Genomic DNA, 14,199 nt, shown 5'->3' on the forward strand with positions numbered 1-14,199 from the left:
TCAGACGATCGGTGGATTGAGCCGGGCGAAGCCCTCCTGCCGCCGATAAGGGAAATGGGGATAGGGCGCCGTGACCGCACTGACGACATCGAGCCTTTCGATCTGCTCTTTCGACAGGCTCCAGCCGACCGCACCGAGGTTCTGCCGCAACTGCTCCTCGTTGCGTGCGCCGATGATGACGCTCGATACGGTCGGCCGGCCGAGCAGCCAGTTGATAGCAATCTGCGGCACAGTCCGGCCGGTCTCGGCCGCAATGGCATCAAGCACCTCGACGATGTCGAACAGCTTCTCGTCGTCGACTGGCGGCCCGTATTGTGCCGTCTCGTGCAGCCGGCTTGCGGCTGGCAGCGGCTCGCCGCGGCGGATCTTGCCGGTCAGCCGTCCCCAGGCGAGCGGGCTCCACACCAGCGCTCCGACACCCTGATCGGCGCCAAGCGGCATCAGCTCCCACTCATAATCGCGCCCCGCCAGCGAATAATAGACCTGATGGGCGACGTAACGCGGATAGCCCCAGCGCTCGGCTGTCGCGAGCGACTTCATCAGTTCCCAGCCGGCAAAGTTGGAAACGCCGACATAGCGGATCTTGCCTGACGCCACCAGGCCGTCGAGCGTCGACAGCACTTCCTCGACCGGCGTCGAGGCATCGAAAGCATGAAGTTGCAGCAGGTCGATATGATCGGTCCCGAGCCGGCGCAGCGCATCCTCCGTCGCCCGGATCAGCCGCGCCCGCGAGTTGCCCCAGTCCTGCGGCCCCTCGCCCATCGGCAGCGCCGTCTTGGTCGAGATCAGCACGGCGTCGCGCCGGCCGCGGATCGCCTGGCCGAGCACCTCTTCGGAAGCGCCGGCCGAATAGACGTCGGCCGTGTCGAACAGCGTCACACCCGCCTCCAGGCAGATATCCACCATCCGCCGCGCCTCTTGCGCATCCGTCGTGCCCCAGGCGCCGAACAGCGGTCCGCTGCCGCCAAAAGTGCCGGCCCCGAAGCTTAAGACCGGCACCCTGAAGCCCGATGCGCCAAGATTTCTGTATTCCATGATTCAATCTCCTGTTTTTTGCAGAGATAGACCCCGGGAAGAGGATGATATAGATTGCCTGAAAGCACATCATCTGTGATTTGAATTCATCATGAGCCGTCAGGACATCAATCGATCAGGCGAAATGGACGTCTTCGTCAGCGTCGTCGAGCGTGGCGGCTTTTCCGCTGCCGCGCAAGTGAAGCGCATGACGCCATCAGCCGTCAGCAAGCTCGTCGCCCGGCTGGAGGCGCGCCTTGGCGCCCGCCTCGTCAACCGCTCGACCCGCAAGCTGCAACTGACGCCGGAGGGTTGCGCCTTCTACGAGCGCAGCATCGCTATCCTTGCCGATATCGCCGAGGCCGAACGTCAGGCTTCGTCAGGCGAAGAGGCCTCGGGCCGCATCCGCATCAACACCAGCGGCTCCTTCGGCAATCATGTACTGGCGCCGCTGGTGCCCGCCTTCATGGCGCTTCATCCCGCCGTGACGCTCGATATTTCCCACACCGACAGGATCGTCGACCTGATGGAGGAGCGCGCCGACGTCGCGATCCGCGCCGGCCCTTTGAAGAATTCCAGCCTGATTGCCCGCAAGCTCGGCGCTGCCGGCAAGGTCATCGTCGCCTCGCCCGATTACCTCAAACATCACGGCGAGCCGCGCACGATCGCCGATCTCCGCCGCCACTGCCGCATCGGCTTTTCCTACGCCCGCGCCGTCGAGGGCTGGCCGATGCGCGAGGACGGCGAAACGGTGACGGTGCCGATCACGCCGGGCGTGCAGGTTGGAGACGGCGAAGCCATGCGGCATCTCGCCCTCTCCGGCGCCGGTCTTGCTCGCCTCGCCGCCTTCACCGTGCGCGCCGATATCGCTGCCGGTCGGCTGATACAGGTGCTGGAAGAGGCCAACCCCGGCGATCTCGAGGAATTCTACGCCCTCTATATGGGTCAGGGCGGCCCGCTGCCGGCGCGCGTACGCGCCCTGCTCGATTTCCTCGCCAGAGAAGTGCGCCTCTGATGAAATAACAATGACTTGAAGCGGCCGCTTGAATCAAATTCGCATGGCGGGCGTCGAGAAGCGAGATTTCGCAATTGACCGCGCTCGCGGCAGCCGCCTATACCGAACCCGCGCCGGCCGGGCGTTCAGCCGGCCTCTCTTTGTCATGCCGGAGCTTCCTCCCATCTTCAGCCTCACGGCTTGCACCGGCCAGGAAAGATCCGGGGATCATGCCATTCAGCGACCTACGCCGCCTGCTGAGCGATATCGGCCTGCCGAAATGGGCCCTGCTGCTCGCACTGTCCACAGCCTTCACCGTCTTTCTCGAACTCTTCGCCCTGCCCGCCTCGCTGCTGATCGGACCGATGGTCGCCGCCATCCTGCTGGCGCTGACCGTCGGCAAGGGAAAGCTTCGCATACCGCTTCCGCCGCTACAGTTCGGCCAGGTTCTCGTCGGCCTGATGATGGCGCGCACCATCACCCCTGACATTCTCGGCGCCATGGCGAAGGACGCGCCGCTCTTCCTGCTGTTCGTCTTTTCGGTCATCGCCATCGCCACCGGCCTCGGCTGGCTCCTGACACGCTGGCAGGTCCTGCCGGGAACGACCGCCGTCTGGGGCTCCTCGCCGGGTGCGGCCTCCGCCATGGTTATCATGTCGGAAGCCTACGGCGCTGACGCCCGCCTCGTCGCCTTCATGCAATATCTCAGGGTCGTTTTCGTCGCCGTCGGCGCTTCGGTGGTCTCGCGCCTCTGGGTGGCCGCAGACGGTGCCGCGCCGCCGCCGCTCATCCTCTTTCCCGCGGTCGACTGGCCGGCCTTTGCGGCGACGATCGCCTTTGCCGGCTTCTGTGCCTATGGCGTGCGCCGCCTGCGCATCCAGGGCGGCATGATCATCGTGCCGCTCTTTCTCGGCGCCTTCCTGCAGGGCATCGGCCTCCTGAAGATCGAGCTGCCGATGTGGCTGCTCGCCATCGCCTATGCGCTCGTCGGCTGGAGCATCGGCCTGCGTTTCACCCGCTCGATCATCACCCACGTCGCGCGCGCTCTGCCGAGGGTGGCAGCCTGCATCGTGCTGCTGATGACGCTCTGCGGCTGCATGGCTGCCGCACTGCACGTCTTTGCCGGCATCGATCCGCTGACGGCCTATCTCGCCACCAGCCCCGGCGGCGCCGATTCCGTCGCCATCATCGCCGCGTCAAGCAATGTCGACGTGCCCTTCGTGATGGCAATGCAGACCGGCCGTTTCCTCGTCATTCTGCTGATCGGCCCGATGCTCGCCCGCTTCATCGCCCGCCGTTCGGGGCTTGCGGAAAATCCTGCATAGTCTTTAGGGAGCGAGCTCGTCCGGCATTGGAGGTTCAAACAAGAGCATCCACTCTTTGAGCTTGATCTCGGGGATATGAAAGGTCCCGGCGGGAAGCTCAGCATTCCTGGCCCTGATGCGTTCCAGCAGCAGATCTTCGGATATATCGGCAAAATGAATCCTGAAACCTGCGCCGAGTTCGCGAGCTTTTCCTCGAAATTCGTCGCGCTCGCGTCTGGTCCAGAAGCCAAAGTCCAGGATGACATCCACACCAAGAACCAGAACTCTCGTCGCCGCTTCCCACAGAAGCGCCTCGATCGCCGCATGCCTGGCGTTATGCGTTGCGAAGTCCGCCTCATCGCTATCGTCGTGAACATCGGATCCGAACAGCCGAATGTGCCATTCGTCGACGGTAAGACGTAGCGCGGAGTACTCAGCCTCGAGTTTCCGGGCCAAGGTGGTCTTGCCGCTACCGGGAAGTCCCACCATCAAGTGGAGCATTGCCATGGAATCCGACCAAAGCTGCTTAAATCAGAAGTGGGCTATTTCTAGTCGCAGATCCACACTATAGCAACCGGCCTCACGCCACGCCTTGGGCGACAAACTGCAAGAGCGTTCATTGGCGAAACGCGTGAAGGCTCTTTGAACGAACCTCGAACCGTCCCAGTAATATCTCCCCTAGCCTCAGCCCAGGTTATCCCCTAAATTGCCTCAATGATCGTCACTGTGCTGAAAAATGGATAACTCGGGACTGTCTCTCGACAGGATGCGCACCTTTGTTCGCGTTGCCGAGCGGGGCAACCTGTCTGCAGTGGCAAGGGAACTCGGCGTCGGTCAGTCCACCGTGACGCGGCACCTCAATGAACTCGAGGATGCAGTCGGTGTACCCCTCCTCAGCCGAACCACGCGTCGCGTGACCCTTACCGACGAAGGCAGCCGCTATTATGCGAACTGTCTTCAAATATTGCGCATGGTCGAGCAGGCTGCCGAGGAAGCCAGGAATGCGCGTCGGGCGGCCGCAGGCGGTGTCAGGCTTTCGTGTACAGCAGCGCTTGGCGTGATGCACATCACCCGCCTCATCTTCGAATTTCAGGACCGGCATCCTGATATCAGCATCGATCTCAACTTGACCGACGAGCGCATCGACCTGGTTCGCGAAGGCGTTGACCTTGCGATCCGGCTTGGACCTCTCACCGACAGCTCCATGAAGCTTCATGCGCTCGGTAAAAGCCATCGGCTGCTGGTCGGCGCTCCGGCCTATTTCATCATTTACGGGCGGCCGCAGCGCCCGGCCGATCTCTCGCGATACGAAACCATCATCATGTCGAATGTAGCGGGGAGCGATCAGATCGCTCTCTCCTCCCGTCATGGTGCGGATGTGATCGTTCCGGTCAACGGGAAGCTGCGCGTCGATCACGGACTTGCGGCGCGCGAAGCCCTTGCCGCAGGACGCGGCATTGGCCCCACGCATCTCTGGCTGGTCCACGATCTCCTGGACGACGGTCGGCTCGAGGTGGTGCTCGAAGACTATCATCCGTCGCCGGTCCCGCTAAGCCTGCTCATCGTGCCCGAGCGTTCCGCCATTGCCCGCGTCCGCCTTCTCACCGACTTCCTTGTCGCCGAGATTCCAAAACTGCCGGGGATCCGGCCTTAGTGCTTTAAAGCCCGAAAGATCGCTTGTCGCCCCGCCAGCCGGTGGTCCGGAGATACTGCTCCCAGTCGAGCGTGTCGGGATTCAGGCGACGGCTGCACTCCAGATCATGCTCCTTGCCGAAATAACCGTATTCGACGGCATACTCGACCATCCCAAGAAGCTCTCGCACGAGAAACTCGTTGGCGCCAAACTCTGGAAAATGCTGCAGCAGGCCATCTCTGGTGAAAGCGTTTCGATATTCTGCCTTGAGGCCGGTTACCTCTCGGAAAGTTTCGACCATCTCTCGCGGCGAGATGATATCGCCGACGACAGGCAGCGTTTTTCCGTTGTAGCGCTCGGGATTTGAGAAAATTTCGAGCACTGCCGGCCCGGTCGCCGTCAGCGGATCGACAAAGGGCGCTCGAAAATCTTCGGGAAGATAGATCGGCAGCAGCAGCGTGTCACCTTCCATGCGTGGCGGATAATATTCGAGAAGGTTGGTGTAGAAGAATGCCAGCATGACGAAGGAATGAGAGATCGGCAGACCGCGAATATGGTCTGCAACGCGCGCCTTGTCGGTGAAGTGCGGGGCATACTTCGTCCCACCGGAAATGGCGTCGACATTTTCGAGCGTGCTGAAAACAATATGGCCGACGCCCGCCTCGACCGCTGCATCCGCCAGTTGACGGCCGATGGGAGCCTCCGTGGTCTCCGGCGGCATGACGGGCGGCGTCATCAGAAATGCCCCATCCGCGCCTTCGAAGGCAGCAACGAGATCCTTCTGAAAGCCAAGCTGAAGAGGGACGGTTACAATTTCAGCGCCAAGTTTCTCCAGGCTTAAAGCCTCGGGTGAATCCTTTTTTCGGGTCAAGGCGCGTACGCGAAAGCGTTCGCTGCGAAGGAGCGTCGATGCGACGCTACGACCCTGTTTGCTGGTTGCACCGACAATTGCGATAAGCGGCTTATCATTTGCAGACATAGTTGTGCCTTGAACCTTTTCACTGTCGCTGGTCGCCGGCTGCTTAGCCAGGCGTCACATGGGGAGAGCACTCGGCGAATGCCGATGGCTTGGACCCGAAAGCCAAGCTATCGCATCCCACTTTCTTGCTGAAGGCATGAAGAATGCATATGATAATGCCGTTTTATGGATAAATACCGTGGCGGCAGATCACGTGAGGTCAACGCGCAGGTTGCCATTGCCTGCCTTTGCCGCATGGACACGATGCAGCCCGACCCAGCGCCCCGGCGTCACGCCATAGGCCTTCTTGAAATGCCGAGTGAAATGCGCCTGGTCGGCAAAGCCCGTGGCGGCCGCCACATCGGCAAAACTTTCGCCCTCGCCCATCCGCGTCTTCGCCTGCTGCAGCCGTCGCATCAGCATGTAACGGTGCGGGCTGGTGGCAAAGGCCGTGCGGAAATGCCGTGACAGGGTGAAACGATCGAGGCCGGTAATGCTCTCCAGCTCGCCGGAGCGTACGGGCCGCAAGGCATGTGCTTCCAGATAATCGCGCGCCGCCCGCACCTGCCGCCATGCGACCGCACCTAGAGCCCGCCGCTGCACCCGCGAATGCCGTGACAGCCCGCCCGCCACGCGGCTTACGAAGTCGTCGACGAAAAGCTCGTCCAGTTCCCGGTCGAGTTCACCGAGTGCGGCGAGCAGCACCTGCGCCAGCGCCCCATCGCCGATAACCGGCTGCTGAACGAAGGGAAGCCCGATCTTCTCCGCCTCCAGGCATTCCATCAGCAGCGACGGCTCCAGATAGAGCATGCGGTATTGCAGTCCGTCCTCGGTCCCTGCCCCGCCGTCATGCTCTTCGTCCGGATGCAGCACGATCACTTGCCCCGGCAAGCTGAAGCGCCGCTCGCCGCGGTAGGTAAAGGTCTGCACGCCCTTCAGCGTCACGCCGAGCGCATAGGTATCGTGCCGGTGCGGCTCGAAGACATTGCCAGAGAATTGCGCCTCGATGCGCTCGATGCCGGGAAAGGCGGGCGCAGTCAGGATGCCGCTGTCGGCGGGCGCGGCCAGCATGCCGCTGCTCACCTGCGGCTCGCACAAACGTTCAAGACCTTCGAAGGCCTGCGGCGTTAGATCCTGGCTCAACGCGTCTAAATACCCTGATGAAAGAGACCGGAATGTTTGATACCAAAATTGCGATCGTCCTGCGAAACAATCTTGCCGGCTGGCAGAAGCTGAACGTCACAGCCTTCCTGTCGACAGGCATCGCCGGACAATATCCCGAGATCATCGGCGAGCCCTACAAGGACCGTGCCGGCAATCTCTACAACCCGCTATCCATCCAGCCGATCATCGTCTTGTCGGCCGACGAAGCGACGATCTCGACCATCCATCGCCGCGCGCTGGAACGCGAGGTCACCTCCTCCATCTTCATCGAGGAGATGTTTGCAACCGGCCATGATGCCGCCAACCGCGCGGTCTTCGCCGAATACGCCCCCGACAACGCCAAGGTCGTCGGCATCGCAATGCGCGCCGACAAGAAGATCGTCGACAAGATCACCAAGGGCGCGACGATGCAGCATTGACGCAGTTGCACATACAAAAGAGGCCGGGCGCTGGCCCGGCCTTCCGTTGTCTGGAAAAGGGTAAGATCAGCCTTGCGTGATCGGCGCGATCTGGATCTCGACGCGACGGTTCTGTGCGCGGCCGGCCTCGCTCGCATTCGAGGCGACGGGCTGGGACGGGCCGAAGCCGACGGCGGAGACGCGGCGCTGGTCGATGCCCTGGCCGCCGAGATAATCGGCAACCGAAAGCGCGCGGCGCTGCGACAGGTCCTGGTTATGCTGCAGGCTGCCGGTCGAATCCGTATGGCCGTTGACGTCGATCAGCGTGCGGTTGAACTTGCGCAGCACGATCGCCACCGAATTCAGCGTCGGATAGAAGCCGGGCTTCACCGCATCCTGGTCGACGTCGAAGGTGATGTTCGAGGGCATGTTGAGGATGATGTTGTCGCCGTTGCGGGTCACCGAAATGCCGGTGCCTTCGAGCTGGGCGCGAAGCTCGGCTTCCTGCTGGTCCATGTAGTTGCCGATCGCCCCGCCGGCGAGAGCGCCGATGCCTGCACCGATCAGCGCCGCATTGCGCTTGCCGTGGCCACCGCCGCCGACGGCGACACCAACGAGAGCGCCGCCGAGCGCGCCGAGCGCCGCGCCGCCGGCCGTATTGGAAACCTTCTGTTCACCGGTATAGGGATCGGTCGTCGTGCAGGCGCTGAGATAGCTTGCTGCGACAGCCAGAAGTAGGAATTTCTTGATCATGGACAGGACAGTCTCCGTTCAAAACTGATGCGAGCAAATGGCAAGGATTACGGCAAGAAAATGAAGATCTTCCCTTGATAGGGGAATTTCAGGCGCCGAAACAGCAGCCATGTTGCAGCAATGCGCTGATATCACCAGTTTTTAGCGGGGTCGGCGGGAGCGCCTCGTTCTCGTCCCTCATTCCTGTGCTCGTCACAGAAATGAGAGAGATCGGAGTTGGCACGCCTTCAAATGGCTCGCCGACATAACCAGGACGCCATATGATCGAATAGACAGTGCGGCGCCGCGCCGAGTGCCTAATCTCACCCTTAGAAATTCTGGAACAGCTGCCTGACCGTGTCGTAGGTTGCATTGGCGATGTTCAGCGATTGCAGGCCGAGCTGCTGCTGCGTCTGCTGCGCCCTGAGTTTGCTCGACTCCTCCTCCATGTCGGCATCGACGAGCCGGCCGATCCCGGCGGTGATGTTGTCGTGCAGTTTGCTGGCGAAGTCGTTCTGCAGCTCGATACGCCTTTCCAGCGCACCGAAGGCCGAACCGACCGTCGTCAGCTGCGTCAGCGCCGCATCGACGACGCTGATCATCTCGCCGAGCTGCCCTTTCGTCGTACTTGGTGAGACCGAAATAACCACCTGACCGGTGGTGGTGCCGTTCTTGCTGGTCATCAGCACGTAGTCCTGCGAAGCGCCGAGTTCTGTGGCGAAATAGGCCGAAGTCAGCACGCCATATTCGCCCGAGCCGGTGGCGCGGTCGTCGATCAGGTAGCGCGCATCCTTGGAGGTGGTGGCCCCCACCGGCGTGTTGTCGATATGGTAGCTCAGCATGCCCACCGAGACCGTCCCGTCGGAGTTGCGGATGAAGGAGGCCGGGATCTGGCGCGGCTGCGTCGGCGTCGCATCGTTGTTGAGGATCACCCAGTTGTCGCTGTTGAAGGTTGCCGACTCCGACACGCTGCGCAGCTGCTCCTGCAACTGCTTGATCTCTTCGTCGATCTTGTTCTTGTCTATGCCGTCTTCGGTGGCGGCAACCAGCTTCGCCTTGATCTCGGAGACGACGTCGATGACGTTCTGGACGCCGGTATAGGCCGTTCCCATCGTGGCGGCCGCCATGCCCAGCGCATCCTGGACTGCCGAAAGCGCTTTGTTGTCGGTGCGTGCGGTGGTGGCGATCGACCAGTAGACCGCGTTGTCACTGGCCTTGGCGACACGCATACCCGTCGTGATGTGGTTCTGCGTAACCGCCATCTTTCGATTGGTATCGCGCAGCACGTAAAGCGCCGCATCCACGGAGGTGCGCTGATAAATACTCACGGAACTAAACTCCAAAACACAACAAACGCAAACTGCACAAAAAATGAACCGCCCGCGCGGACACTCATGTCCGGGGCCGCCGGAATCCCAGCGGATACGGCCTTCAGAAAACGAAGAAGGCCGGTCGGTTGCTGGTAACAATCATTGCGGTTTATGCTTAAAAAACGGCTAATCTTCAGAGCTAATTTAGCTTATTTCGCAAGTCTTCATACACCATGAGAAACGCCGCCGGAAAAGATCCGGCGGCGTTCCTTTCAAATCGGTGCGAGCCTTATTCGGCGGCCTGAAGCTGCTCTTTGCCGGGCGCGGCGCGCGGACGCATGGCGATCGACATCTCCTCGTGCAGGCGCGCTTCCTCATGGGCATGCGGCTTGGCGAAGCGGGCAAGCAGGAGATAGGCGACCGGCGTGATGAACAATGTCACCAGCGTTGCAAATCCGAGACCGCCGACGATTACCCAGCCGAGCGCCACGCGCGCTTCCGCACCCGCGCCATGGGCAAAGACCAGCGGCACGCCGCCGAGAATGGTGGCGATCATCGTCATCATGACGGGGCGAAGGCGTAGCGCACAGGCCTTCTCGATCGACGAGCGCACATCCTCGCCCCGGTCGCGCAGCTGATTGGCGAACTCGACGATCAGGATGCCGTTCTTCGCCATGACGCCGACGAGCAGCACGAGGCCGATCTGGCTGTAGATGTTGAGGCTGGAGCCGGTGATGACAAGCGCGAAGACGGCGCAGGCGAGACCGAGCGGCACCGTCGACATGATGATCACCGAGGAAAGCACGCTTTCGAACTGCGCGGCCAGCACCAGGAAGATGATGACGATGGCGAAGCCGAAGGTCAGCGCCATGCCGCTCGAATTCTCTTCCAAGGTTGCTGCTTCCGCAAGCGGCAGCAGGCGCGAGCCCGGCGGCAGCAACGGCTCGGCGAGCGCGGTCACCTGTTTCACAGCATCGCCGAGCGACATGCCGTTCTTCAGGCCTGCGGTGATCGCGACGGAGGCGAGCTGCTGCTCGCGGTTGAGCTGCGGCGCGACCGAGCCTTCCGTCATCGTGGCGATCACCGACATCGGCACCATCTTGCCGTCGCCGGTCTTCAGGAAGACGTTTTCGAGATCTGTGGGATCGTCGATCGGCCGCGTCGTCGAGGTCAAAAGCACGGGATAGGATTCGCCGTCGACGAAGACGTCGACCACCGAACGCCCTTCGAGCAGCGACTGGATCGCCGTCGATAGGCCCGTGATGTCGATGCCGAGATCGGAGGCGCGCTCGCGGTCAATCGCCACCGACACCTGTGCTTGGGTCGGCTCGTTGGTCAGGCGCGGCGTGTCATACCGGCCGGTGGCGTCGAGCGCCTGCACCAGCTTGGCGGCCGCCGCCGTCAGCGCTTCGTGATCGTTGCCAACAAGCGCCATCTGCACGCCGCTGCCGGCGCCGCGGATGCGCAGGCTGTTGGAGGAGATGGCGTTGCCGCGCAGCGCCGGCACCTTCGCTGCAGCCTGGTTGATATCGCCGACGATCTCGGCCTGCGTCCTGTGCCGCTCTCCCCACGGCGCCAGCGTCAGCACCATGAAGCCGCTGTTCAAAGAACCGCCCTGGCCGGAGATCGAGAAGATGTTGCGGATGTCGCGGCTATCGACCAGCGGCTGCAGATATTCCTCGAGGAGTTGCATCTTGTCGCGGGTATATTCGAGGCTCGACCCCTGCGGCGTTGTCAGCCGCATCATCACCATCGAGCGGTCCTCTTCCGGCGTCAGCTCGCTCTTGACCGTGGAGAAGGTGATGACCGCCGCGCCGGCAAACATCAGCGAGAAGAGGATGACGACGAAGGGCGCGTCGAGGCAGGCGTGCAGCGCCCATTTGTAGAGGCGGGCGAGCGCGCCGCCGAAGCGGCCGAGCGCGCCGTGATCCTCGATCATCGGCTTCGTCAGCATGCGCGAGGCGAGCATCGGGCAGAGCGTCAGCGCCACGAGCGACGACAGCCCGACCGAAAAGGCAAGCACGAAACCGAATTCGCGGAAGAGACCGCCGACCTGCCCCGGCAGGAAGGAAAGCGGGATGAAGACGGCTGCGAGTGTCGCCGTCGTGGCGATAACGGCGAAGAACACCTCGCGCGTGCCGAGCACGGCCGCCGCGCGCGGCCCCATGCCTTCGGCGCGCCGGCGCACGATGTTTTCGAGCACCACGATCGCATCGTCGACGACGAGGCCGGTCGCCAGCACGATCGCGAGCAGCGTCAGGATGTTGATCGAGAAGCCGACCATGTAGATCGCCGCCAGCGTGCCGATCAGCGCCACCGGCATGCTGACCGCCGGGATCAGCGTCGCCCGCCAGTCGCGCAGGAAAAGATAGATGACCGCGGTGACGATGACGGCGGCAAGCACCAGCGCCAGCACCACCTCATGGATCGCGCCGTCGATAAAGACGGCGTCGTCGCTGGTGATGGCGATCGTCGTTCCCTCCGGCAGCGTCTTCGACAGCTGCTCGACGGCGGCCTTGATGCCGGTCGAGATGTTGAGCGTGTTCGACTGCGCCTGGCGGATGATGCCGAGTCCGACGCCGGGCTTGCCGTTCGAGCGCAGTGCCGTATCACCGTCGCGAGGCCCGAGCGTCACGGTCGCGACGTCGCCGAGCCGGACGCGGTCCTGCAGCATGACATCGGAAAAATCCGCCGGTGTCTGCAGATTGGCGGTGGCGCGCACGACGATATCCTGCGTCGCGCTCTTCAGCGAGCCGGCTGGCACATCGAGCGCGGCATTGCCGAGCGCCTTCGTCAGGTCGCCGATCGTGAGCCCGCGGCTCGCAAGCGCGCCCTGGTCGACATCGACGCGGAAGACCTTTTCCTGGTCGCCATATTCCTCGACATCGGCCACGCCATCGACCGAGGCCAGGCGATCGATCACCTCGTTCTCGACGAGCTGCGTCAGGTCGTCCATGTTGAGCTTGGTGGAGGTGACGGCAAGGCGCATGATCGCCGAGGAGTCCGAATCCGCCTTGACGATCTGCGGCGCATCAGCCTCATCCGGCAGGTTCTGGGTGATGCGGCCGATCGCATCGCGCACGTCATTGGCGGCGACCGAGAGATCGATCGCATCGGAGAATTCGAGCGTCACCCGGCTCTGGCCGAAGGAAGAGGTCGACGAGATCGACTTCAGGCCGCTGACGCGCGCGACCGCGCCTTCGATCACCTTGGTCAGCTCCTGGTCGATCGTCTGCGGCGATGCGCCGTCGAAAGTGGTGCGCACGGTGACAACGGGACGGTCGACATCAGGCAGTTCGCGGACTTCGACTCCGACATAGGCTGCGAGGCCGGCGACGACCATCAGCGTGTTGAACACGAGCGCCAGGATCGGCCGGCGAACGAAAAGCGCGGTGAAGCTCTGCTTGCCCGACGCCCTGTCCTGAGGCATCTCGGTCACGCTCATTGGGTCGCGACCTCCCCATTGGCGGCGACATCGGCGGAAAGGCGCACCGCCCCGCCCTCACGCACACGCTGCAGGCCCTGCGTCACGATCTTGTCGCCATCCTTGAGGTCGGCGTTGACGAGCACGAAATCGGGATTGCGCTGGACGACGCTGACCCGCACCTTATGCGACTTGTCGTCGGTCACCAGCCAGACGAACGAACCTTGAGAATCCCACTGCACGGACTGCGGATCGACCGCCGGATATTTGTCGCCGGGAAATTTCATGCTGACGTTGAAGGACATCCCGGCGCGCAGCTCATCCGACGAATTGTCTATCCGGGCGCGCAGGCGCAACGTGCGGCTTGCCGCATCGATGCGGTTGTCGACAGCCTCGATCGCGCCCGAAAACACCTGCCCCGGCCTTGCGACCGACATCGCCTCGACCGGCTGGCCGACCTTCACCGTATTGGCAAAGCGCTCCGGCACCCAGAAGTCGACGAGAATTTCCGAACGGTCATCGAGCGTCACGATCGGAGTCGTCGTCGTGACATTGTCGCCGATATTGACGGGCACGATGCCGACGATGCCGTCGATCGGAGCGATGATGTTGCGCCGTGCGAGATTGAGTTCGGCGGCCTGAAGCTGCAGCCGTGCGCCCTGCTCTGCGATCTCGGAATCGAAGACATCCATGCGCGACACGCTGGACTTGATGTTGTGATAGAGATTGGACTTCTCCACTGCGGCTCGCACTGCCACGTCTGCCTGGCCGCGGGCGATCACCTGCTCCTCGCTGTCGAGCTTGGCGAGCACCTGACCGGCCTTCACGCTGTCGCCTGATTTGATCAGGATTTCGCGGATCGTTCCCGTCGCCTGCGGCGTAACGGCAACGGAGCGGATCGCATCACCCGTGCCGATGGCGTTCAGCCGGTCGTTGACGACGCCCTGGACGACGGCTTGCGTCGCGACAAGAATGGCGCTGTTGCGCCCACCGCCATTGCGGCGGTTCTGCCCTTGCCCCTGCCCTCGACCCTGTCCGCGCTGCTGCCCCTCGGCCCGTGAAGAAGCGTCGGCATCCGCAGTTTCCTCGGCCTTCGGCGCAATCTTCGAAACGAGGCTCTCTGGAATGCCGGCATTGCGCATCGTGTCGCCTGCACCGGGCGCAAGGAAAACCCACGCGGCAAAGCCGGCAATAATGACGATGAATGAGAGTACAAGCTGCTTCCAAAAGGCCATTCACGTCTCCGGAGGGACTCGAGGTTTGGACCA

12 protein-coding genes are annotated in these 14,199 nt (G+C 62.6%); 4 read left to right on the forward strand and 8 right to left on the reverse strand.

The window, feature by feature from the left end:
* Entirely contained in the window at window positions 1-1,035 is a 1,035-nt protein-coding gene (locus tag NE852_RS14705) for an aldo/keto reductase (protein WP_008531252.1), read from the reverse strand.
* Between the two features lie 91 nt (window positions 1,036-1,126).
* Here NE852_RS14705 and NE852_RS14710 point away from each other — a divergent pair, with 91 nt between their 5' ends.
* Both NE852_RS14710 and NE852_RS14715 read left to right on the forward strand, forming a co-directional pair.
* Entirely contained in the window at window positions 1,127-2,029 is a 903-nt protein-coding gene (locus NE852_RS14710; RefSeq protein WP_008531251.1) for a LysR family transcriptional regulator, read from the forward strand.
* A gap of 209 nt (window positions 2,030-2,238) precedes the next feature.
* Window positions 2,239-3,333 carry an AbrB family transcriptional regulator gene (locus NE852_RS14715; RefSeq protein WP_258155767.1) on the forward strand — a complete coding sequence of 365 codons (1,095 nt, stop codon included), beginning with the start codon at window positions 2,239-2,241 and terminating at the stop codon, window positions 3,331-3,333.
* A 3-nt stretch (window positions 3,334-3,336) separates the two neighbouring features.
* On the opposite strand, the gene NE852_RS14720 is transcribed toward NE852_RS14715, so the two are convergent.
* Window positions 3,337-3,819, reverse strand: a complete 483-nt coding sequence (locus NE852_RS14720) for an ATP-binding protein (RefSeq protein WP_037173219.1) — start codon at window positions 3,817-3,819, stop codon at window positions 3,337-3,339.
* A gap of 229 nt (window positions 3,820-4,048) precedes the next feature.
* On the opposite strand from NE852_RS14720, the gene NE852_RS14725 reads away from it, so the two are divergent.
* A complete protein-coding gene (locus NE852_RS14725) occupies window positions 4,049-4,966 on the forward strand; it encodes a LysR family transcriptional regulator (RefSeq protein WP_258155768.1) in 918 nt (305 codons plus the stop codon).
* A 4-nt stretch (window positions 4,967-4,970) separates the two neighbouring features.
* Here the strand turns inward: NE852_RS14725 and NE852_RS14730 are convergent, their stop codons facing one another.
* Complete coding sequence (locus NE852_RS14730) at window positions 4,971-5,924, reverse strand: NmrA/HSCARG family protein (protein ID WP_258155769.1); 954 nt, start codon at window positions 5,922-5,924, stop codon at window positions 4,971-4,973.
* Between the two features lie 189 nt (window positions 5,925-6,113).
* The gene (locus NE852_RS14735; protein WP_008531238.1) at window positions 6,114-7,046 is read right to left on the reverse strand and encodes an AraC family transcriptional regulator; all 933 of its coding nucleotides are present in this window, start codon (window positions 7,044-7,046) and stop codon (window positions 6,114-6,116) included.
* A gap of 32 nt (window positions 7,047-7,078) precedes the next feature.
* Between NE852_RS14735 and NE852_RS14740 the strand changes: the two genes are divergently transcribed.
* Window positions 7,079-7,486: a DUF2000 family protein gene (locus NE852_RS14740; protein WP_008531237.1), complete on the forward strand. Its 408-nt coding sequence runs from the start codon at window positions 7,079-7,081 to the stop codon at window positions 7,484-7,486.
* Window positions 7,487-7,552: 66 nt separating this feature from the next.
* Here NE852_RS14740 and NE852_RS14745 read toward each other — a convergent pair whose 3' ends face one another.
* From NE852_RS14745 to NE852_RS14760, 4 genes are all read right to left on the reverse strand, one after another.
* Window positions 7,553-8,218 carry an OmpA family protein gene (locus NE852_RS14745; protein ID WP_126922025.1) on the reverse strand — a complete coding sequence of 222 codons (666 nt, stop codon included), beginning with the start codon at window positions 8,216-8,218 and terminating at the stop codon, window positions 7,553-7,555.
* Between the two features lie 308 nt (window positions 8,219-8,526).
* The gene (locus tag NE852_RS14750; protein ID WP_008531231.1) at window positions 8,527-9,525 is read right to left on the reverse strand and encodes a flagellin; all 999 of its coding nucleotides are present in this window, start codon (window positions 9,523-9,525) and stop codon (window positions 8,527-8,529) included.
* 271 nt (window positions 9,526-9,796) lie between these two features.
* A complete protein-coding gene (locus NE852_RS14755; RefSeq protein WP_258155770.1) occupies window positions 9,797-12,952 on the reverse strand; it encodes an efflux RND transporter permease subunit in 3,156 nt (1,051 codons plus the stop codon).
* Window positions 12,949-14,166 (reverse strand): efflux RND transporter periplasmic adaptor subunit, encoded by a 1,218-nt coding sequence (locus NE852_RS14760; protein WP_008531223.1) that lies wholly within the window; start codon window positions 14,164-14,166, stop codon window positions 12,949-12,951. Before NE852_RS14760 ends, NE852_RS14755 begins: the two co-directional genes overlap by 4 nt.
* Between the last annotated feature and the right edge of the window lie 33 nt (window positions 14,167-14,199).

Source organism: Rhizobium sp. Pop5 (assembly GCF_024721175.1).
In the GTDB taxonomy this organism is placed as follows: Bacteria; Pseudomonadota; Alphaproteobacteria; order Rhizobiales; family Rhizobiaceae; genus Rhizobium.